Here is a 21,331-nt window from a genome sequence, read left to right as displayed (position 1 = left end):
CCGATTACTCCTTTTCCTGCTGCTCAGGCTTCCAGCTACGCAGGGCCCAGATCAGCAAACCGATAATGAAGAACGCGCTCGGCGCCAGCAGGAACAGGCCGTTCGGCTGATACCAGCCGCCGTTCTGCACCGTTTCCAGCACCGTGATACCGAACAGCTTGCCGCTACCGATAAGCTCGCGCAGGAAGCCGACGATAATCAGGATCGCGCCATAGCCGAGACCGTTGCCAATACCATCCATAAAGCTCGCCAGCGGCGGCGACTTCATGGCGTAGGCTTCGGCGCGGCCCATCACGATGCAGTTGGTGATGATAAGCCCGACGAATACCGACAGCTGTTTGGAGGTCTCATAGGCGAAAGCCCGCAGCAGCTGATCCACTACGATGACCAGCGAGGCGATGATCGCCATCTGCACGATGATGCGCACGCTATTGGGAATATGGTGGCGGATCATCGAGATAAACATGCTGGAGAACGCCGTCACCAGGGTCACCGCAATGGTCATCACGAAGGCGGTTTCCAGTTTGGTGGTTACCGCCAGTGCGGAGCAGACGCCCAGCACCTGCAGGGCGATGGGGTTATTGGCGATGAGCGGCCCCACCAGCACGCGCTTCACCTCTTTCATATCGCTCTGTTCAGCCATTATTCAGCTCTCCCTCACGAACCTTTTTCAGGAACGGACCAAAGCCCAGTTCGCCCATCCAGAAATCAAAGCTATGCTGCACGCCATTGGACGTCAGCGTGGCGCCGGATAAACCGTCAACCGCGTGGAGATCGCCTGCGCGCGCGCCGCCTTTCACCACCTTCAGCGCCGGCATGCCGTTGTCATCCAGCACCTGCTTGCCGACAAACTGCTGGCGCCAGTTGGGGTTTTCCACCTCGCCGCCCAGCCCCGGCGTTTCGCCCTGATCGTAGTAAGTAATGCCTTTTACCGTGCGGCCATCGACGTCCAGCGCCACGAAGGCATACATCATCGACCACAGGCCGTTGCCATAAATGGGCAGCACCACCTGCTCAATCTTCTGCTGCGCGTCGCGCACCAGGTAAATTTCCGCCAGATTACTGCGTCGCTTTATACCAGCCGGATCCTGACTGGCATCCAGGGCCATACTCTGCTGCGGATCCTTCAGCGCCTGAGCCTGATTAAATTTACCCGGGTCTTTCTCCAGCAGTTCGCCGGTGGCCAGATTCACCAGTCGCGGGGTAATGCGCGCCGCGAAGGTGTCCGCTACCGCATCCGCATCCATACCGGGGTGCATCAGCCCTGACACTGCCAGGATATTGCGCTGCTTATCCAACGCCCGCTGCGCCTGCTGGCGGGATTTCAGCCCCACGGCCGAGCCCGCCACCACGATGGAGCAGACCAGACAAAGCACCAGCACCACCAGCAGCGTTTTGCCGATGCTATCGTTACTTTTCTTCTCAGCCACGCGACTTCCTCCGCTTAATATTGGCCTGCACCACCAGATAATCGAACAGCGGTGCGAAGAGGTTGGCGAAGAGGATCGCCAGCATCATCCCTTCCGGATAAGCCGGGTTCACCACGCGGATCAGCACGCACATCACGCCGATCAGCACGCCGTAACTCCATTTCCCTTTATCGGTAAACGAGGCGGATACCGGGTCCGTCGCCATAAACATCATCCCGAAGGCGAAACCGCCGAGCACCAGATGCCAGTACCATGGCATAGCGAACATCGGGTTGGTGTCGGAGCCGATAACGTTAAACAGGGTGGCGGTGGCGATCATGCCGATCATTACCCCGGCGACGATGCGCCAGGACGCGACGCGGCCAAAGAGGATGATCGCCCCGCCGATGAAGATCATCAGCGTTGACACTTCGCCAATTGAGCCGGGAATATTGCCGAGGAAGGCGTCCATCCAGCTCACCGGCACGCCAGTCGCCACGTTCACCAGCGCTTCACCGCCGCCGCTGGCCCACTGGGAGAGCGGCGTGGCGCCGGAGAAACCGTCCGCCGCGGTCCATACGAGATCGCCGGAAATCTGCGCCGGATAGGCGAAGAAGAGGAACGCGCGCCCCGCCAGCGCCGGGTTGAGGAAGTTGCGCCCGGTGCCGCCGAAAATCTCTTTGGCGATCACCACGCCGAAGGAGATTCCCAGCGCCGCCTGCCACAGCGGCAGCGTGGGCGGCACAATCAGCGCGAAGAGAATAGAGGTAACGAAAAAACCTTCGTTAATCTCATGCTTGCGCACAATCGCGAACAGCACCTCCCAGAAGCCGCCGACGATAAAAACGGTTATATAGATCGGCAGGAAGAAGACCGCGCCCAGGGTCATCATGCTCAGCCAGCCGGCGTCGGCACTGAAGCTCACCCCTAACCACTGGGCGACGCTGTAGTGCCAGTTGTTGGCGATCGCCTGCTGCAGCTGTTCGGCGCCGTATAGCTTGTGCAGCGCCGGAATGGTCTGCAGCCCAACGTTGTACATGCCCCAGAACATCGCCGGGAATACGGCAAACCACACGAGGATCATCATCCGCTTCAGGTCGATGGCGTCGCGCACGTGCGCCGCGCCGCGGGTTACCTGGCCCGGCGTGTAGAAGATGGTCGCCGCCGCCTCATACAGCGGGTAATATTTTTCCAGCTTGCCGCCATGCGTGAAATGCGGCTCAAGTTTCTCAATCAGGTGCTTTAAGCCCATCTCTTATCCTTCCTGCTCAATCCGGGTTAACACGCTGCGCAGCGCCGGGCCATATTCATACTTTCCAGGGCAAACATAGGTGCACAGCGCCAGATCTTCTTCATCCAGCTCCAGACAGCCCAGCGCCTGAGCGCTGTCGGTGTCTCCGGCCAGCAGATCGCGCAGCAGTATGGTCGGCAGGATATCCAGAGGCATCACCCGCTCGTAGTTGCCGATCGGCACCATCGCCCGCTCGCCGCCGTTGGTATCGGTGGAAAAATGAAAGCGCTTGCGCTTGAAGAAATGGCCCAGCGTGGTGCGGGTAATCGAGAATTTCTCTTTGCCCGGCATCACCCAGCCGAAGAGCTCTTTTTCCCGCCCTTCTTTGACCACGCTCACCTGCAGATGGAAGCGCCCCAGGAAGGCGTGAGGGCCATGGGCGCGGGCGCCGCTAAGCACCGAGCCGGAAATGACCCTGTTTTCCCCCTCCTGCAACTCACCTGCCAGCAGATCCTCCAGGCTGGCGCCGAGCGTCGTTTTGACCAGCCGCGGAGATGTTACCTGCGGGCCGCCGAGCGCAATTATCCGTTCGCAGTAGAGCTCCCCGTCGAGGAAAAGCTTACCAATGGCGATCGCGTCCTGATAATTGAGGTGCCAGACCTGCTTATTCAGGCTCACCGGCTCCAGAAAGTGAATATGCGTTCCCGGCAGCCCCGCCGGGTGCGGCCCGCTGAACTGATTAAAACAGACCTGGCCGAGAGGATGACCGCCCAGCTTGCCGCCGCTGGGCTGGCAGACGTGCACTTTCCCGTCGGTCAAGCGCGTGAGCACGGTAAGACCGGCGTCGAAGGCGGCACGTTCGGCCAGAATAATCGGCTGCGGCTCCGCCGCCAGCGGATTGGTGTCCATGGCGTTAACAAAGATAGCGGCGGGCGTGCTCCCCGGGAGCGGCGTTTTGCTGAACGGTCGGGTACGCAGCGCCGTCCATTGGCCCGACGCCAGCAGCTGCTGCTGTACGGTGTCGCGCGGCAGTTCGGCCAGCGCGTCCGCGGCGTAACGGGTAAACGCCACCGCGTCATTGCCCTCGATATCAATCACCACCGACTGCAACACGCGCCGTTCGCCGCGGTGGATCGCGCTGACGATCCCGCTCGCCGGGGCGGTAAAGCAGACGCCAGGGATCTTTTTATCTTCGAACAGGATCTGACCTTTTTTGACCCGATCGCCTTCTTTAACCGCCATCGCGGGGCGCATGCCAACGTACTCTTCGCCGAGTAGCGCGACGCGCTTCACCGCTGGCGCGGGAGAAATCTGCTGTAATGGCATGCCAGCTATGGGCAAATCCAGCCCTTTCGTGATTTTAATCATATCGTTAGCAGGTATCCGTAACCTCAACCCCGACGCAGGTCAGGGCCAGCTTATTGACAGAATGGCAGAGAAGAAAGGGCGAAACGGCGCCAGTAGCGCTCAGGACGGAAGAGAAGCATCCTTTCTTACTCTGATGATGAACCGGCGCAAGTGTAACATTTCGTGAGCGGCGGCTGTAGCGCAAGGGGCGATAAGTGCTTCTAAAATGCGAGCTATTGCGCAAAGTTCTCACTGTGTTTTCGTCGCTGGCAGGGTATAAAGTGAGGCTGATTTGTAAACGCCGCCACGTCGCCCTTGCGAAAAAATGCCGTGATGCTAATGTGAGCGCTCTAAATCCAGAAAACTCTGATTTCGGGTCTCTCTTGCCGTCCTGGCAATGTGGCTATTTTGTTTTATCAAGGAACAAGCAGTATGCGCAAAATCGCATTATTTATTGCGATGCTTCTGTTGCCGTGCGTGTCATTTGCCGGGCTGCTCAGCAGCAACAGCCCGACAACGCCGGTAAGCAAAGAATATAAGCAGCAATTAATGGGTTCACCGGTTTACATTGAGATCTTTAAAGAAGAGCGCATGCTCGACCTTTACGTCAAAATGGGTGAGACCTACCAGCTCCTCGACAGCTACCGGATCTGCAACTACTCCGGTGGCCTCGGTCCGAAACAGCGCCAGGGCGATTTCAAGAGTCCGGAAGGGTTCTATAACGTCACCCGCAGCCAGCTCAAACCCGACAGCCGCTTCTATAAAGCGATTAACATCGGCTTCCCGAACGCCTACGATCGCGCCCATGGTTATGAAGGGAAATACCTGATGATCCACGGCGACTGCGTCTCAGTCGGCTGCTACGCCATGACCGACAGCGGTATCGATGAGATCTTCCAGTTCGTGACCGGCGCTTTAGTCTTCGGCCAGCCAAGCGTGCAGGTGAGTATCTATCCGTTCCGCATGACCAACGCCAACATGGAACGCCACAAATACTCCTACTACGCGGATTTCTGGAAACAGCTCAAGCCTGGCTATGACTATTTCCAGCAGACCCACAAACCGCCGGTCGTATCAGTGACCGACGGCCGCTATGTGGTGAGCAAGCCGCTCAGCCACGAGGTTGTCCAGCCGCAGCTGGCCTCAAACTACACGCTCCCCGAGACAAAATAACGCCCACTCGCCTGGCATGATCTTATGCCAGGTTTCATTGGCCGTCAGCGGCTGCGTGGCGATAACCGTGACCACATCGTTGGGTGTGGTCTCGCGTTGAAAGTCGATCTCCACATCCTGGTCCAGCAGTTTTGCCACGCCGAACGGCGCTCGCCGGGTGATCCAGTGCAGATTGGTCGAGCAGAACGCCATTACGTAGCGCCCGTCCGACAGCAGCATGTTGAACACCCCTTTCTCACGTAGTTCACCCGCGAGGGTGGCGATATACTTGAAAACGCCCAGCATATTGCCCGGCGTGCGCGGATAGCGCTCGGTTAAACGGTGCAGCAGCCAGCAAAACGCTTTTTCACTGTCGGTTTCACCTACCGGATGAAAATTACCGGTTTTCAGCGACTTATAGCCTTTTAGCTGCCCATTGTGCGCATAGGTCCAGTTGCGCCCCCACAGTTCGCGGGTGAAGGGATGGGTGTTCTCCAGGGCCACCCTCCCGCGGTTGGCCTGACGAATATGGGCGACGACGGAACAGGACTTAATGGGGTAATCCTGAACCAGTTTCGCGATCGGCGACTGAAAGCTCGGCTGGGGATCCTTGAATGTGCGACAGCCTTTACCTTCATAGAAGGTAATGCCCCAGCCGTCTTTATGCGGCCCCGTCCCGCCGCCGCGCTGCACCAGCCCGGTAAAGCTAAAACAGATATCGGTTGGCACATTGGCGCTCATCCCGAGCAGTTCGCACATAGATCACCTCACCCTCACAAATCACGACGGCGCCGGAGCGAGGCTACCGTCAACAGTACACACTCACCTGCCTGTTAGCCTTTCGCCATCTCTTTTTCGATCAGCATAATCAGGATGTGGATCACTTTAATATGGATCTCCTGGATGCGGTCGGCGTAGCCAAAGTGCGGCACGCGAATTTCAACATCAGCGCTACCGGCCATTTTACCGCCGTCTTTACCGGTCAGGGTGATCACTTTCATCCCCTGCGCCCGCGCGGCCTCAATGGCCTTAATCACGTTGCCGGAGTTGCCAGACGTGGAGATACCGAGCAGCACATCGCCTGCGCGGCCAACGGATTCAACGTAGCGGGAGAACACATACTCATAGCCAAAATCATTGCTCACGCAGGAGAGGTGGCTGACGTCGGAGATCGCGATGGCCGGGTAACCCGGGCGGTTTTCGCGATAACGTCCGGTCAGCTCTTCCGCAAAATGCATCGCATCGCAATGGGAACCGCCGTTACCGCAGGACAGCACTTTCCCACCCGCCTTAAAGCTATCCGCCAGCAGGACAGCGGCACGCTGGATAGCATGGATATTGGCTTCGTCCTGCAGAAAGTTAGCCAGCGTTTCCGCGGCTTCGTTCAGTTCGTTACGAATAAGATCCTGGTACATGAGGATAATCCTTCAGTATGAGTGGAATAACCCCGGCAGTGTACCGGATAGCCGTCGAAGCGAGAAGCAGCAGGCAGCGTTATCCCTCGCTCTTTTGATTTTATGTGCCGCTTTTGCATACAACAATGTGAGCAAGGTTGTAATTATTTTGTAAACACATTGCTAAATAAAAACGCATGCACTACAACCAATACATCACAAGTGGTCAGACCTCCTACAAGCTCAGGGAGCATTTCTCTATGATGATTTTGAGTATTGTTGCAACCGTCGTTTTACTCGGCGCGCTCTTCTATCACCGGGTCAGCCTGCTGCTCAGCAGCGTGATTTTGCTCGCCTGGACCGCGGCGCTCGGCGCGGCCGGAGTGTGGAATATCTGGCTGCTGCTGCCGCTGGCGATCATACTGTTGCCGTTTAACTTTGCGCCTATGCGTAAATCCATGATTTCCGCACCGGCGTTTCGCACATTCCGCAAGGTGATGCCGCCGATGTCGCGCACGGAAAAAGAAGCCATCGACGCCGGCACCACCTGGTGGGAAGGCGATCTGTTTCGCGGCAATCCTGACTGGCAAAAGTTACATAACTATCCGCAGCCGCGGCTGACCGCCGAAGAGCAAGCTTTCCTCGACGGCCCAGTTGAAGAAGCCTGCCGGATGGCTAACGACTTCGCCATCACCCACGAAATGGCCGATCTGCCGCCGGAGCTGTGGGCCTATCTGAAAGAGCACCGCTTCTTCGCGATGATCATTAAGAAAGAGTATGGCGGACTTGAGTTCTCCGCTTACGCTCAGGCACGAGTACTGCAGAAACTCTCTGGCGTCTCCGGCATCCTGGCGATCACCGTCGGCGTCCCGAACTCGCTGGGCCCGGGCGAACTGCTGCAGCATTACGGTACCGAAGAACAGAAGAATCATTATCTGCCGCGTCTGGCACGCGGCCTGGAAATCCCTTGCTTCGCTCTCACCAGCCCGGAAGCGGGCTCTGACGCCGGCGCCATCCCGGATACCGGCGTGGTGTGCATGGGCGACTGGCAGGGTCAACAGGTGCTGGGGATGCGCCTGACCTGGAACAAACGTTATATCACGCTGGCGCCTATCGCCACCGTGCTGGGGCTGGCTTTCAAACTCTCTGACCCGGATCGTTTGCTGGGCGGAGAAGAAGAGCTGGGTATCACCTGCGCGCTGATCCCCACCTCCACCCCGGGCGTGGAAATCGGCCGTCGCCACTTCCCGCTGAACGTGCCGTTCCAGAACGGTCCAACCCGCGGCAAAGATATCTTCGTGCCTATCGATTACATCATCGGCGGCCCAAGCATGGCCGGTCAGGGCTGGCGCATGTTGGTTGAATGTCTATCGGTCGGCCGCGGTATTACTCTGCCGTCCAACGCCACCGGTGGTCTGAAATCCGTTGCCATGGCGACTGGCGCTTACGCCCATATTCGCCGCCAGTTCAAAATCTCCATCGGCAAAATGGAAGGGATTGAAGAGGCGCTGGCGCGTATCGCCGGTAACGCCTATGTGATGGACGCTGCGGCGTCGCTGATCACCTACGGCATCATGCTCGGCGAGAAACCTGCAGTGCTGTCCGCTATCGTGAAATATCACTGCACCCACCGCGGCCAGCGCTCCATTATCGACGCGATGGATATTACCGGCGGGAAAGGCATTATGCTGGGCGAAGGCAACTTCCTCGCCCGGGCCTATCAGGGCGCGCCTATCGCCATCACCGTGGAAGGCGCAAACATTTTGACCCGCAGCATGATGATCTTCGGTCAGGGGGCGATTCGCTGCCATCCGTACGTACTGGAGGAGATGGCCGCCGCGCAGAATAATGACCTGAACGCCTATGACAAGCTGCTGTTCAAACACATCGGCCATGTCGGCAGTAATAAAGTGCGGAGTTTCTGGCTGGGCCTGACCGGCGGGCGCACCAGCAGCGCGCCGACTCGTGACGCCACCCGTCGCTACTATCAGCAAATGAATCGTCTGAGCGCCAACCTGGCACTGCTGTCAGACGTCTCAATGGCGGTGCTCGGCGGCAGCCTCAAGCGACGCGAACGTATCTCCGCCCGTCTGGGAGATGTGTTAAGCCAGCTGTACCTGGCCTCGGCGGTGCTGAAACGCTATGACGATGAAGGACGCAATGAAGCCGATCTGCCGCTGGTTCACTGGGGGGTACAGGACGCGCTGCACCAGGCCGAGCAAGCCATTGACGATCTGTTGGACAATTTCCCGAACCGTCTGGTGGCAGGCGTAATGCGCCTGGTCATCTTCCCGACCGGCCGTCATCATCATGCGCCGTCGGATAGGCTGGACCACCAGGTCGCCAAAATTCTGCAGGTGCCCAGCGCCACGCGCTCCCGCATCGGTCGCGGTCAGTATCTGACGCCGAGCGAGCATAACCCGGTAGGCCTGCTGGAAGAGGCCCTGCTGGAAGTGATGGCGGCCGATCCTATCCACCAGCGGATCTGCAAAGAGTTGGGTAAAAATCTGCCGTTCACCCGTCTGGATGAGCTGGCCCACAACGCGCTGGCCAAAGGATTAATCAGTCAGGATGAGGCCGCCATTCTTACCCGTGCAGAGCATAGCCGTCTGCGCAGCATTAACGTCGACGACTTTGCGCCAGAGGAGCTGGCGACAAAGCCGGTAAAGCTGCCGGAAAAAGTTCGTAAAGTTGAAGCTGCATAATAAAACCACTACCACATCACACGCCGGGCGGGGAACTTTCCCCGCCTTTTTTTCGCCCTCTCCTCCCCTTTCGTTTCCATCAGTAGCATTTTTTTAACAAAATATTCCGCGGACCGCCGCGCGGCTGATATGGTGTTACAGTTAACCTAACCCCCTCATGAGAATGGAGTTGACCATTGTGCCTGGCCTGAAAATTTCGCTGTTGCAACAACCGCTGGTCTGGATGGACGGCCCTGCCAACCTGCGCCATTTTGATCGCCAACTGGAAGGAATCACCGGGCGCGATGTGATTGTTTTACCAGAGATGTTTACCACCGGCTTTGCCATGGAAGCGGCAAAACAGTCTTTACCCGAGGCCGACGTGGTGGAGTGGATGCATGCCCGGGCTGCGCAATCCCAGGCGCTGATTGCCGGCAGCGCTGCGCTGCAAACTGAACACGGCGCTGTTAACCGCTTCCTGCTGGTCGAGCCTGACGGTACGGTGCACCATTATGATAAACGGCACCTGTTCCGTATGGCCGATGAACATCATCACTATGAGGCCGGAAACCAGCGCGTGGTCTTTGAATGGCGTGGATGGCGGATCCTGCCGCTGGTCTGTTACGACCTGCGCTTTCCGGTATGGTCGCGTAATCAGAACGACTATGATTTGGCGCTGTATGTCGCCAACTGGCCGGCGCCGCGCTCGCTGCACTGGCAGTCGCTGCTGATCGCCCGTGCGATTGAAAACCAGGCCTATGTCGCCGGCTGTAACCGGGTTGGCACTGACGGCAACGGCCATCATTACCGCGGCGATAGTCGGATTATCAATCCCCAGGGGGAGATTATCGCCACCGCCGATCCGCATCAGGCCACTCGTCTTGATGCCGAGCTGTCGCTGAGCGCCCTTCAGGAATATCGTGAAAAATTCCCCGCCTGGCGCGATGCCGATCCTTTCACGATCGGCTAATCACCCTTCGGGAGCCGCTGCGCTCCCTTTTTATTCCACCACGATCCGCACAGCACAGTAGACCAATAACGCTGCCAGCATCCAGTTCAGTTGCCGCCCGTACAGCAAAAACAGGCGCTGAAACAGATGCCCCGCCAGCGCCCAGCACAGATTTCCCAGCGCGCCAATCGCCGCCAGCAGCAGACTCACGCTGATAAGCCAAACAGGCTCGCGAGTAACGGGCAGAACAAAGGTAGAAAGCGCGGTGATGCCATACAGAATAATTTTAACGTTGACGAACTGTAGCCCCAGACTCGCCCAAAAGCCTACCGGTTCTACACTCGGCGTCCCTGTCGCCGGTTTGCTTTTGGCAATCTGCCAGGCCAGCCACAGGATGTACGCCGCGCCAATCCATCCCAATACCAGGGTAAAGCGTGAGTCGAGTTCAACCAGCGAAAAGGTTAAAGCCGCGCAAATCAACATAGTGATAATAAACCCGACGCTCATCCCGGCCAGCACCCGCAGGCTGCGGCGTAGACCATGGGAGGTGACGCTGCTCAGCGCCAGGATATTGTTGGGCCCGGGTGTCAGGGCGGTGATCAAAGTGTAAGTTAAAAAGGCGCTAATCAGGGTAGGTGTCACGGGTTTTCTCCTCTTGTCTGGCAGACACTACCCGAAGCTGATAATTTAAAAAAATGAATATTTTTTCATTCTCGCTTCGATAATATCGATACAAAGAGGAAATATGGATCTGCGACGCTTCATCACCTTCAAAACTGTTGTCGAAGAAGGCTCCTTTCTGCGCGCGGCGCAGAAACTATGCTGCACTCAGTCCACCGTGACTTTTCATATCCAGCAGCTGGAGCAGGAGCTTGCCATCCCGCTGTTTGAGAAAATCGGCCGGCGGATGTGTCTCACCGCCGCCGGTAAGAAGCTCCTGCCGCATGTCTACGACCTGACTAAAGTGATGGCCTCGATACGTCAGGCGGCACGCCAGGACGATGAGCCCGGCGGCGAACTTCGCGTCGCCACTGGCGAAACGCTGCTGGCGTATAAAATGCCGCGGGTGCTGCAGCGTTTTAAGCAACGCGCTCCGAAAGTGCGCCTGTCGCTGCAGTCGCTCAACTGCTACAGCATCCGCGATGCGCTGCTTGCCGACGAGGTCGATTTGGGGGTGTTTTACCGGGTGGGTAACGATGACGCGCTCACGATAATGGAGCTTGGCCAGCAGTCGCTGACGCTGGTCGCATCGGTCGAGCAGGCGCCGGTAGACTTCATGCGCCCGCGGCAGCATATCCCGCTGAGCTTTATCATCAACGAACCCCAGTGCGTGTTCCGGCAGATTTTTGAAAGCACCCTGCGCCAACGCGAAATTACTCTGGAGAACACCATTGAGCTGTGGAGTATTGAGAGTATCAAGCAGTGCGTGGCGGGAAATCTGGGAGTGAGTTTTCTGCCACGCTTTGCGGTGGAGGACGAGCTCAAGCGCGGGACGCTGGTTGAGCTGCCATTCAGCGAGACGCCGTTGACGATCCATGCGCTCTGCGCCCACCATGCCGGGAAGGCTATCAGTCCGGCGATGCGGGTATTTATGCAGTGCATGCAGGAGGAACAAGAGGCGCGCTGAAATTCGGCGACGAAAACGACGAAAGCCTGAATCATTGCTGATTCAGGCTTTCTGAATAGTGGCGGAACGGACGGGACTCGAACCCGCGACCCCCTGCGTGACAGGCAGGTATTCTAACCGACTGAACTACCGCTCCGCGTTGTTGTTCCGTTGGGAACGAGGCGAATATTACGGATTCCCCTCTACCCCGTCAACGCTTTTTCTACCATTTTGAATCGTTTGCTGCAAAAATCACCCAACCGCCTACTTTTAATTCATTTTAGTGGCTATCAGGCACGCCACAGGCAGCTTCCGCCTTTCTTTTGTACCAGGTCGAGGCGGGATTCATGGTTCGCCAGTTCTTCATCTGAGGCATAAACCACGCGTAACTGACTGCCGGCGCGGACGACGCGCTGAATTCCCATCTCTCCCGCCTGCTGCTGGCTTTCGCCTTCCATAGAGAACGCCATCGAAGTCTGGCCGCCGGTCATCATCAAATAGACATCGGCAAGGATCTGGGCATCGAGCAACGCCCCGTGCAGCGTACGCTTGCTGTTGTCTATTTCGTAACGCGAACATAGCGCATCGAGGCTGTTGCGCTTGCCTGGAAACATTTTCCGCGCCAGCGCCAAACTGTCGGTGATTTTACAAAAGGTCTCGGTTTTTCCGATGCCGCGGTTTAGCTTACTGAATTCATAATCCATAAAGCCGATATCGAACGAGGCGTTATGGATCACCAGCTCCGCGCCGCGGATGTAATCCATAAACTCATCAGCCACGTCGGCAAAGGTAGGTTTATCCAGCAGGAACTCATCGGCGATCCCGTGTACGCCGAATGCTTCAGGATCCACCAGCCGATCGGGCTTCAGATAGACGTGAAAATTGTTACCGGTCAGGCGGCGGTTGATCACCTCCACGGCGCCGATCTCAATGATCTTGTGTCCTTCGTAGTGTGCCCCGATCTGGTTCATACCGGTGGTTTCGGTATCGAGAACAATCTGGCGCGTAATTGCAGTGCTCATAGCGGTCATTTATGTCAGACTTATCGTTTACAAATCGATTTCAATTACAGGAAGTCTACCAGAGATGCTCAAACAGGTAGAAATTTTCACCGACGGCTCTTGCCTGGGTAATCCAGGACCTGGCGGCTACGGCGCCATCATGCGCTACCGCCAGCACGAAAAAACCTTCAGCGCTGGCTACCGTCTGACCACCAATAACCGCATGGAACTGATGGCGGCAATTGTTGCCCTGGAAGCGTTAAAAGAGCATTGCGAAGTGGTGCTCAGCACTGACAGCCAGTATGTTCGTCAGGGGATCACCCAGTGGATCCACAACTGGAAAAAGCGCGGCTGGAAAACGGCAGAGAAAAAGCCGGTGAAAAATGTCGACCTCTGGCAGCGGCTGGACGCCGCGCTTGGCCAGCATAAAATTAAATGGGAATGGGTAAAGGGCCACGCCGGCCATCCTGAAAATGAACGCTGCGACGAGCTGGCGCGCGCGGCGGCCTCCCACCCCACACTGGACGATGTCGGCTACCTGCCTGAGAGTTAATTCTGCCCTTTGCGCCACTGCCGGGTGGCGCCCACCGCCGGCCGCAGCTGAGTTTTCGCTTTGCCGGATTTCATCGGATTGAGCGTCAGCGGAATGGTCCGTTTGCGGGCGACAATCAATTGCAAACAGCCCAGCGCCGGCAGATGGGTGCTCAACAATTTGCCGCCATGGCGCGACCAGGGCAAAACCTGGTAACGTCCATAGTGCAGCACTTCAAAGTTGAGCAGCGCCAGCCAGTCCAGCTGGCGCATCAGCGTAAACATACGGCTATTATAAGGCGTTCCTTTGCGCAGGACCGGCACCAGCTTACGCAACCCCATCAGGCTGACCGGATTAAACCCGGTCAGGATCATCCAGCCATCATCGATCAGTACACGATCGGCTTCCCGCAGCAGACGATGCGGATCGCTACACCACGGCAGGGTGTGCGCCAGCAGGCAGGCGTCAACGGACTTTTCGGCAAAGGGTAAATGCAGCGGGTCAGCCCGGACCTGCATTGGATTTCCCGCCAGCGAGACATTCACCTGGTGCGAGATGGCGCAAGCTTCGGTATTGATTTCCGCGCTCAGATTGCCAATCTTAAGCAGATGAAAGCCATATAATTTAGCCAGCCACGGTTTCATCTGCTGCTCCAGCGTTTCGCGATAGTATTCGCCCCACGGCATACTGGACCAATGCTCAGGCGCTGTCACTGTGTGAGGTATCCTTGCCGGCTTCATTGCCACCTTCCGCTACGCTTTAGAGGTAATTTATGAATCTTATCAGTATTCCCGCGTTTCAGGACAACTACATCTGGGTTCTCAGTGAGAATAACGGCCGCTGCATCATCGTAGATCCAGGCGAAGCCGCGCCGGTTCTGGCGGCCATCGAGGAAAACCAGTGGCAGCCCGAGGCTATTTTATTGACCCATCATCATCAGGATCACGTCGGCGGCGTAAAACAATTACGTGAAAAATTCCCTTCTATAGTGGTTTACGGGCCGGCGGAAACCCAGGATAAAGGCGTCACTCAGGTGGTAGGCGATGGCGATCGGCTGTCAATTCTCGGGCACGATTTTTCCATTTTCTCTACGCCAGGTCACACATTAGGACATATCTGTTACTACAGCGAACCTTATCTGTTCTGTGGCGATACGATGTTTTCCGGCGGCTGCGGAAGGCTGTTCGAAGGTACAGCAGAGCAGATGTATCAATCATTTATGAAAATTAACGCCCTTCCTGAAGAAACCCTCATATGTTGCGCACATGAATATACGTTAGCGAATATGAAGTTTGCATTGAGTATCCTGCCAGATGATAGGGACATAAACGATTACTATCATAAAGTTAATGAGTTACGTGCAAAAAAACAAAAAACACTACCCGTAACTCTGAAAAATGAGCGGCGTATAAATTTATTTTTACGCGTAAATGATATTGATTTAATTGACAAAATTAACAAAGAAACAAATTTGCAACACTCTGTGGCGCGATTTGCATGGTTAAGGTCAAAGAAAGATGACTTCTGATATTTAATTCTTGTCATCGGCCAACTTCGCCGTTATCCTTGGTCGTCTTTTAAGCAACTATTGACACACACATGAAGGCACGAGCGATATTACTCGCCTCTGTCCTGCTGGTGGGGTGCCAGGCGTCTAAGCACGATGGCACCGTCGAACAGCGAGCACAGAGCCTTTCTGCGGCTGGTCAAGGGGAAGCAGGCAAGTTCACAAGTCAAGCGCGCTGGTTAGATGATGGAACCTTCTACGCGCAAGACCAGGATCTGTGGACTTCCATAGGCGACGAGCTAAAGATGGGAATACCGGATAATCCCCGGATTCGCGAACAGAAACAGAAGTACTTAAGAAATAAGAGCTATCTCCACGATGTAACTTTACGGGCAGAGCCGTATATGTACTGGATAGCCGGGCAGGTTAAGAAACGTAACATGCCAATGGAACTGGTATTACTACCCATAGTGGAGAGCGCTTTTGACCCACACGCGACGTCTGGCGCCAATGCCGCAGGCATTTGGCAGATCATTCCGAGCACAGGGCGCAATTATGGTTTAAAACAGACCCGCAGTTACGATGCGCGTCGTGATGTCGTCGCATCTACTACCGCGGCGCTGGACATGATGCAACGTCTGAACAAAATGTTCGACGGCGACTGGTTGTTAACGGTCGCAGCCTATAACAGCGGCGAAGGCCGGGTCATGAAGGCAGTAAAAGCGAACCGTTCGCGTGGCAAACCCACCGATTTCTGGTCGCTGTCTCTGCCGCATGAAACGAAAATCTACGTCCCGAAAATGCTGGCATTGAGCGACATTCTCAAAAACAGCAAACGTTACGGCGTAAAGCTGCCTACGGCTGATGAAAGCCGTGCGCTGGCGCGCGTTCGCCTCGACAGTCCGGTTGATATTTCTCAGCTCGCGGACATGGCCGGTATGCCGGTCAGCAAGCTGAAGACGTTCAATGCGGGCGTAAAAGGGTCAACGCTGGGCGCGAGCGGGCCAAAGTACGTCATGGTGCCGCAGAAGCACGCCGCACAGCTGCGTGAATCGCTGGCCTCTGGCGACATTGCCGCCGTGCAGCCGACGCAGCTCGCGGACAATACGCCGCTGACCAGCCGTAGCTATAAGGTGCGTTCCGGCGACACCATTTCCGGGATAGCTTCCCGTCTTGGTGTGACGACCCGCGATCTGCAGCAGTGGAATAACCTGCGCGGCTCTGGATTAAAGGTTGGGCAGAATCTGGTTATTGGCGCTGGCAGCAGCGCCCAGCGTCTGGCGAACAACAGCGATAGCATCACCTATCGCGTTCGTAAAGGCGATTCGCTGTCGAGCATCGCCAAACGTCACGGCGTTAATATTCGCGACGTGATGCGCTGGAACAGCGATACCGACAACCTGCGCCCAGGCGATCAGCTAACGTTGTTTGTGAAAAACAGCGATCGACCAGAGTCCTGATACCTCTGGTTCGACAAAAAGGCACCGACTTCCCCGGTGCCTTTTTTGTTGCCTAAATTAAACCGCTTTATGCGCTTCGAACAGAATGGTATCGCTGGTAAACGATCCGTCCTCCTGTAACTCGAAGTACGCTTTGACCTCCGCCGAAGCGCTCTGCTGATATAAGCGAATCGCCTCCACCAGCGGCTCAGGAGTACGCATCCGCGCCACCCATGAACTGAACTCCAGCGGCAGGCGATCGGTCAACAACTGGTTAACCACCAGCCCCGCTTCAGTCGCCAGCGTCAACCACTCGCCGCTGGAATAATTACGCACATGCGAGGTGTCGCGCAGGGCTTCCACCGTCTGCAGCCAGACATCACGTACCGGATGACCCGGCGACATCACGTCCATCACGATAATCACCCCGCCCGGCTTGAGAACACGTTTCACCTCACGCAGCGCCTGGCCAACGTCATGCCAGTGGTGAGCGGAGTAGCGGCTAATCACCACATCAAAGCTGGCATCAGCGAACGGCAGCGTTTCGGCGTACCCCTGCTGGGTCACGATATTGCTAAAACCTTTCTCCTTTGCCGCGGCGGCAACGACCTCCAGCATCTGGCTCGATAAATCATAGGCGGTCACCTCGGCAACCTGTCCCGCCGCGGTAAAGCTGGCGTGCCCTGCCCCGCAGCCCATATCCAGCACTTTCGCCTGAGGAAAATCAGCCAGCCGTTCCGCCAGCCGCTGCAGATCGCGACCAGAGGCGTGTACGGCGCTGGTCAGATAGGCGCTGGCCTGGGAGCCGAACTGCTTTTCGACGTTGTCATGGTGAGAGCGTGTTGTCATGTTGTCTTGTCCTTACGGTTTTTTTTGAGTAATAAAAGGCAGCACCATGCATGCGCAGGCCTGCCCCATGGCAGGCCTGACCAACCTTAAATTAATCAGGCTTGCCGGGACTGAATTCGACTAGTAGCGGGTTGTGGTCGGAGGCGCGGGTCACCAGCACGGAAGCATCGTGCACGCTTAACCCACGGTAGAACACAAAATCGAGGGGACGACCAAACGCGCGGCGGCGCTGATCGTCTGAGAAACGAACTTCGCGTAACGACATCTCACGCGCAAAGCGGTACAGCGCATTCATCCGCGGCCGGCTCCAGGCATTGAAGTCGCCGGCCATGATCACCGGCCCGCTGTGATGGGCGATCTGATCGCCAATTGGCAGCAGCTGTTTGCTGTAGACGTCGACGCCAAGGCTAAAGTTGACGGCATGGATATTGACTACCATCAACAACCGCGCATCCGGCAGCGGATAAACGGTCACTAACGCCGATTTCGGCAATCGCAAAATAGGCTCGCGCTCGCGCAGCGGACAGCAATAGATGGGGTGCGCGGAGGCCAGCGTCATTACGCCGGAAGGATGCTGCGGCAATACCAGCGCCGGCACCTGATCGGCGGCCAGATAGTTTGAAGTCGCGAACCGGACCAGTTCTGGGGTAGTTTGCGCCTCCTGCAACAGGACCAAATGCGCATCTTTGCCGAAATTTTTGAGGACCGACTGCCACTCTGCGCGCTGCTGCTTGAAGATATTCCATACCAGCACGCGGATCTTCTCATCGCTGCTTAATGGCGTACCGGCGGGATAAACCGGACTCACGCCCGCAAACGCCCCCGGAGGCAATATTCTCTCCGCAGGTTGTCCGGCGACATAGCGCATGGCGTAGGTGTTCTTTCGCAATTTGGGCATTAATCCTCGATAACAGAAACCAGCCCGACGACGACTGGTTATTCTGTTATAGGGATTTTCCCATACACTTTCAATGCAAATTGCGAGAAACCCTTAGCCTTCGGGAGAAAGCGCTGCCGAACGGCGTGGCAATTTATCTAAACGTCCGCTCAGGACCACCAACAGCAAAGCGACCAGCACAATCATCGCGCCAATCCACGGCGTCTGCGCCAGACCGTACCGCTCGACCGTCTGTCCGCCGACGATGGACCCCAGAGCAATGCCGACGTTAAAGGCGGCAATATTCAGGCCGGAAGCGACGTCGACAGCCCCCGGGGTATACTGCTCTGCTTTTTGCACCACATACACCTGCAAACCCGGCACGTTGCCGAAGGCGAAGATGCCCATCACCAGTACCGTTGCCAGCGCGGCATAGTGAACGCTGGCGGTCAACTGGAAGACCAGCAGCAGCACCACCAGCGCGGCGAAGATAAACTTCAGCGCGGAGACGGCGCCATGCTTATCGGCCAGTTTGCCCCCCCACACATTACCGATAGCGACCGAGACACCATAGCCCAGCAGGATCCAGCTCACCGCTGACGGACTGAAACCGGCCAGCTCCTGCATCATCGGCGCAAGGAAGGTAAAGGCGGTAAACACGCCGCCGTAGCCCAGCGCGGTAATGGCGTAGATCATCAGCAGGCGAGGATGGGTTAATACTTTCATCTGATCGCGCAGGCTGGCGCTGGCGCGGCCCGGAATATTATTCGGTACCAGAATCAGGCTGCTGATAAGGGCAATGACGCCCAGAATCGATACCGCGAGGAAGGTTTCCCGCCAGCCAAAATGCTGGCCGATGAAAGTCCCGAACGGTACCCCGGTTACCAGCGCGACCGTCAGGCCGCCGAACATAATGGCAATGGCCGAGGCCGCTTTCTCTTTTGCCACCAGGCTGGTGGCAATTGTCGAGCCAATAGAGAAGAACACGCCGTGTGCCAGGCCGGTCAGCAGTCGCGCCAGGATCAGCGTTTCATAGCCCGGGGCCTGCCAGGCCAGCACATTACCCGCCGTAAACAGGACCATCAACGCCAGCAGCAGCTGTTTACGCGGCATACGCCCGGTTAACGCCGTCAGCACCGGAGCGCCGATAGCTACGCCCAGCGCGTAGATAGAAACCAGCAGTCCTGCAGAAGGCAAAGAGATAGAGAGTTGCTGGGCGATGGTCGGGACCAGGCCGACAATCACAAATTCAGTGGTGCCAATTGCGAAGGCACCGATAGTTAAGGCAAATAGCGCCAGTGGCATAATTTACTCCGTAGCATCAGGATTAAGATGACACGTAGTATGAAGGGTTGTATAAATAACAAAAACTATCAAAGTATCAATAGAATTTTGCTATAGGTGCAATAATGAGAGCCACATCAGAGGAGATCGCCATCTTTGTGGCGGTGGTGGAAAGCGGGAGTTTCAGCCGGGCGGCCGAGCAGCTCGGACAGGCCAACTCCGCCGTCAGCCGGGCGGTCAAAAAGCTGGAATCAAAGCTAGGCGTAAGCCTGCTCAATCGGACCACCCGCCAGCTCAGCCTGACAGAAGAAGGCGAGCGCTACTTTCGCCGGATGCAGGTGGTCTTGCAGGAAATGGCGGCGGCAGAGAACGATCTGCTGGAGACGCGCACGACGCCGCGGGGCCTGCTGCGTGTAGATGCCGCGACGCCGGTGATGCTGCATTTTCTCATGCCGCTGGTGAAGCCATTTCGCGAGCGCTACCCGGAAATGACGCTGTCGCTCGTCTCGTCTGAGACGTTTATCAATCTGATTGAACGGAAAGTGGATGTGGCCATTCGGGCCGGGACCTTAACGGATTCCAGCCTGCGCGCCCGACCGCTGTTTACCAGCTATCGTAAGATCGTCGCCTCGCCCGACTATGTCGCGCGCTACGGTATGCCGCAGCATCCATCCGATCTGAAACAGCATCACTGCCTCGGCTTCACCGAGCCGGTATCGCTGAATACCTGGCCGGTCTCCTGTTGCGATGGCCAGCTGTTAGAGATCGAAGCGGCGGTGTCATCCAATAGCGGCGAAACGCTCAAGCAGCTGTGCCTGACCGGCAACGGTATTGCCTGCCTGTCGGATTACATGGTGGATAAAGAGATTGCCAGCGGAGAGTTTGTCGAGCTACTGGCCGATAAGCGCTTACCGGTGGAAATGCCTTTCAGTGCCGTCTATTACAGCGACCGGGCGGTCAGCACTCGCATCAGGGCATTTATTGATTTTCTGAGCGACCACGTAAAACAGCTCCCGAAGGAGCTGTCGTAATACCTTCTCGGGCGGCAGGGTGAACGGCATACCGGTAGCGAGTGATTAATCCCACTGCGGCGCCAGACCTTCCGGGCTCACCAGCCGATCGTTGCAATCCAGCGCAGCGATCGCCTGTCGATCTTCATCATCCAACTGCAGATCCAGCGCCTTCAGGTTGCTGGCCAGGTTATCACGCTTCGTCGAGGACGGGATCACCGCGTACCCCTCGCCCATCGCCCATGCCAGGATAACCTGCGCCGGAGTCGCATTATGTTTCGCCGCGATACGGGCAATCACTTCATCTTTCAGCGCCTTACCATAAGCCAGCGTCATGTAAGAGGTGATGCGGATGCCGTGCTCACGTGCCCAGTCGACGACTTTACGGTTTTGCAGATACGGCGAGAGTTCAATCTGGTTGGTCGCAATGTTTTCAGCGCCAACGGCGGCAATCGCGCGCTCCATCAGTGGAATAGTGAAGTTGGAGATACCAATCTGACGGGTCAGACCCAGCTTCTTCGCTTCCATCAAGGCTGCCATAAACTCTTCAACGGCAACCGCATCGTTCGGTGCCGGCCAGTGGATGAGCGTCAGGTCAACATAGTCCGTGCGCAGCTTCTGCAGACTTTCTTGCAGGCTGGCGATGAGTTTGTCTTTGCTCAGGTTCTCGATCCAGATTTTGGTAGTGATGAACAGCTCATCACGCGGCACGCCGCTTTCGGCGATAGCCTGACCCACCGCGGCTTCGTTGTCATAGATTTGCGCGGTGTCGATAGCACGATAGCCCAGCTCCAGCGCGGTTTTTACGGATGCGATAACAACATCATCTTTCAGACGGAAGGTGCCAAGACCAAATGCAGGGATTGCCATGATTTTCCTCGTTATTTCTTCATTTCGGTTAACGGATGAAATTATGGCTGATGGTGTGGAGGGGAAAAAGAGCGATTAATGCAGAGGATTTTTGCTGAATTAGCAATAATAGAGAACAGATCAAACAAAAAAGCCCTGAGCAAATGCTCAGGGCTCTTAATAAGTGGCGGAACGGACGGGACTCGAACCC

General features: G+C 56.6%; 21 protein-coding genes and 1 tRNA gene. 8 read left to right on the top strand and 14 right to left on the bottom strand.

Going from position 1 to position 21,331, the window contains the following annotated elements:
- Positions 1–4 precede the first annotated feature (4 nt).
- Genes HMPREF3140_RS08650 through HMPREF3140_RS08635 form a run of 4 tightly spaced genes read right to left on the bottom strand, consistent with a single transcriptional unit; the run spans position 5 to position 4,008 of the window.
- Positions 5–643, bottom strand: a complete 639-nt coding sequence (locus tag HMPREF3140_RS08650) for an NADH:ubiquinone reductase (Na(+)-transporting) subunit D (protein WP_002889716.1) — start codon at positions 641–643, stop codon at positions 5–7.
- On the bottom strand, positions 636–1,430 hold the full coding sequence (locus HMPREF3140_RS08645) for a Na(+)-translocating NADH-quinone reductase subunit C (RefSeq protein ID WP_004177336.1): 795 nt from the start codon (positions 1,428–1,430) through the stop codon (positions 636–638). Before HMPREF3140_RS08645 ends, HMPREF3140_RS08650 begins: the two co-directional genes overlap by 8 nt.
- On the bottom strand, positions 1,423–2,661 hold the full coding sequence (locus HMPREF3140_RS08640; RefSeq protein WP_004147186.1) for an NADH:ubiquinone reductase (Na(+)-transporting) subunit B: 1,239 nt from the start codon (positions 2,659–2,661) through the stop codon (positions 1,423–1,425). The genes HMPREF3140_RS08645 and HMPREF3140_RS08640 overlap by 8 nt, the downstream gene beginning before the upstream one ends.
- Positions 2,662–2,664: 3 nt before the next feature.
- Entirely contained in the window at positions 2,665–4,008 is a 1,344-nt protein-coding gene (locus HMPREF3140_RS08635; protein WP_002889702.1) for a Na(+)-translocating NADH-quinone reductase subunit A, read from the bottom strand.
- Between the two features lie 411 nt (positions 4,009–4,419).
- Between HMPREF3140_RS08635 and dpaA the strand changes: the two genes are divergently transcribed.
- A complete protein-coding gene (gene dpaA / locus HMPREF3140_RS08625; RefSeq protein ID WP_002889699.1) occupies positions 4,420–5,160 on the top strand; it encodes a peptidoglycan meso-diaminopimelic acid protein amidase in 741 nt (246 codons plus the stop codon).
- Here dpaA and HMPREF3140_RS08620 read toward each other — a convergent pair.
- Positions 5,131–5,898, bottom strand: a complete 768-nt coding sequence (locus tag HMPREF3140_RS08620; protein WP_002889696.1) for a class II glutamine amidotransferase — start codon at positions 5,896–5,898, stop codon at positions 5,131–5,133. The genes dpaA and HMPREF3140_RS08620 overlap by 30 nt on opposite strands.
- Before the next feature lie 74 nt (positions 5,899–5,972).
- Entirely contained in the window at positions 5,973–6,554 is a 582-nt protein-coding gene (gene lpcA / locus HMPREF3140_RS08615; protein ID WP_004145825.1) for a D-sedoheptulose 7-phosphate isomerase, read from the bottom strand.
- Between the two features lie 239 nt (positions 6,555–6,793).
- On the opposite strand from lpcA, the gene fadE reads away from it, so the two are divergent.
- Positions 6,794–9,238 carry an acyl-CoA dehydrogenase FadE gene (fadE, locus tag HMPREF3140_RS08610; RefSeq protein WP_002889690.1) on the top strand — a complete coding sequence of 815 codons (2,445 nt, stop codon included), beginning with the start codon at positions 6,794–6,796 and terminating at the stop codon, positions 9,236–9,238.
- Positions 9,239–9,416: 178 nt separating this feature from the next.
- Positions 9,417–10,187 carry an amidohydrolase gene (locus HMPREF3140_RS08605; RefSeq protein ID WP_002889689.1) on the top strand — a complete coding sequence of 257 codons (771 nt, stop codon included), beginning with the start codon at positions 9,417–9,419 and terminating at the stop codon, positions 10,185–10,187.
- A gap of 30 nt (positions 10,188–10,217) precedes the next feature.
- Here HMPREF3140_RS08605 and eamB read toward each other — a convergent pair whose 3' ends face one another.
- Positions 10,218–10,808, bottom strand: coding sequence for a cysteine/O-acetylserine transporter (eamB, locus tag HMPREF3140_RS08600; RefSeq protein WP_004178672.1), 591 nt, complete (start codon positions 10,806–10,808; stop codon positions 10,218–10,220).
- Between the two features lie 103 nt (positions 10,809–10,911).
- Between eamB and HMPREF3140_RS08595 the strand changes: the two genes are divergently transcribed.
- Positions 10,912–11,793: a LysR family transcriptional regulator gene (locus HMPREF3140_RS08595; protein ID WP_021464596.1), complete on the top strand. Its 882-nt coding sequence runs from the start codon at positions 10,912–10,914 to the stop codon at positions 11,791–11,793.
- 59 nt (positions 11,794–11,852) lie between these two features.
- On the opposite strand, the gene HMPREF3140_RS08590 is transcribed toward HMPREF3140_RS08595, so the two are convergent.
- Positions 11,853–11,929: transfer RNA gene (locus HMPREF3140_RS08590), tRNA-Asp, on the bottom strand.
- Between the two features lie 133 nt (positions 11,930–12,062).
- Positions 12,063–12,794, bottom strand: a complete 732-nt coding sequence (dnaQ, locus tag HMPREF3140_RS08585; protein ID WP_004152034.1) for a DNA polymerase III subunit epsilon — start codon at positions 12,792–12,794, stop codon at positions 12,063–12,065.
- Positions 12,795–12,858: 64 nt separating this feature from the next.
- Here dnaQ and rnhA point away from each other — a divergent pair, with 64 nt between their 5' ends.
- Complete coding sequence (gene rnhA, locus HMPREF3140_RS08580) at positions 12,859–13,326, top strand: ribonuclease HI (RefSeq protein WP_002889686.1); 468 nt, start codon at positions 12,859–12,861, stop codon at positions 13,324–13,326.
- Here rnhA and HMPREF3140_RS08575 read toward each other — a convergent pair.
- Positions 13,323–14,045: a class I SAM-dependent methyltransferase gene (locus tag HMPREF3140_RS08575; RefSeq protein ID WP_002889685.1), complete on the bottom strand. Its 723-nt coding sequence runs from the start codon at positions 14,043–14,045 to the stop codon at positions 13,323–13,325. The genes rnhA and HMPREF3140_RS08575 overlap by 4 nt on opposite strands.
- Positions 14,046–14,077: 32 nt before the next feature.
- Here HMPREF3140_RS08575 and gloB point away from each other — a divergent pair, with 32 nt between their 5' ends.
- Positions 14,078–14,833: a hydroxyacylglutathione hydrolase gene (gloB, locus tag HMPREF3140_RS08570; protein WP_004145833.1), complete on the top strand. Its 756-nt coding sequence runs from the start codon at positions 14,078–14,080 to the stop codon at positions 14,831–14,833.
- Positions 14,834–14,904: 71 nt separating this feature from the next.
- A complete protein-coding gene (gene mltD, locus HMPREF3140_RS08565) occupies positions 14,905–16,272 on the top strand; it encodes a murein transglycosylase D (RefSeq protein ID WP_002889632.1) in 1,368 nt (455 codons plus the stop codon).
- A gap of 57 nt (positions 16,273–16,329) precedes the next feature.
- Here mltD and HMPREF3140_RS08560 read toward each other — a convergent pair whose 3' ends face one another.
- The 3 genes from HMPREF3140_RS08560 to HMPREF3140_RS08550 form a co-directional block, all read right to left on the bottom strand.
- Positions 16,330–17,100 carry a class I SAM-dependent methyltransferase gene (locus HMPREF3140_RS08560; RefSeq protein ID WP_002889630.1) on the bottom strand — a complete coding sequence of 257 codons (771 nt, stop codon included), beginning with the start codon at positions 17,098–17,100 and terminating at the stop codon, positions 16,330–16,332.
- Positions 17,101–17,191: 91 nt separating this feature from the next.
- Positions 17,192–17,989 (bottom strand): endonuclease/exonuclease/phosphatase family protein, encoded by a 798-nt coding sequence (locus tag HMPREF3140_RS08555; RefSeq protein WP_002889629.1) that lies wholly within the window; start codon positions 17,987–17,989, stop codon positions 17,192–17,194.
- Between the two features lie 102 nt (positions 17,990–18,091).
- A complete protein-coding gene (locus tag HMPREF3140_RS08550; RefSeq protein WP_004147174.1) occupies positions 18,092–19,282 on the bottom strand; it encodes an MFS transporter in 1,191 nt (396 codons plus the stop codon).
- A 104-nt stretch (positions 19,283–19,386) separates the two neighbouring features.
- On the opposite strand from HMPREF3140_RS08550, the gene yafC reads away from it, so the two are divergent.
- Positions 19,387–20,292 (top strand): DNA-binding transcriptional regulator YafC, encoded by a 906-nt coding sequence (gene yafC / locus HMPREF3140_RS08545; protein ID WP_002889616.1) that lies wholly within the window; start codon positions 19,387–19,389, stop codon positions 20,290–20,292.
- A 45-nt stretch (positions 20,293–20,337) separates the two neighbouring features.
- Here the strand turns inward: yafC and dkgB are convergent, their stop codons facing one another.
- Positions 20,338–21,141, bottom strand: a complete 804-nt coding sequence (gene dkgB, locus HMPREF3140_RS08540; protein ID WP_070552937.1) for a 2,5-didehydrogluconate reductase DkgB — start codon at positions 21,139–21,141, stop codon at positions 20,338–20,340.
- Positions 21,142–21,331: the final 190 nt, after the last annotated feature.

Origin of the sequence: Klebsiella sp. HMSC16A12, assembly GCF_001808265.1 — a bacterium.
Classification (GTDB): domain Bacteria; phylum Pseudomonadota; class Gammaproteobacteria; order Enterobacterales; family Enterobacteriaceae; genus Klebsiella; species Klebsiella pneumoniae.
This window is presented reverse-complemented; position numbering and strand designations above follow the sequence as displayed.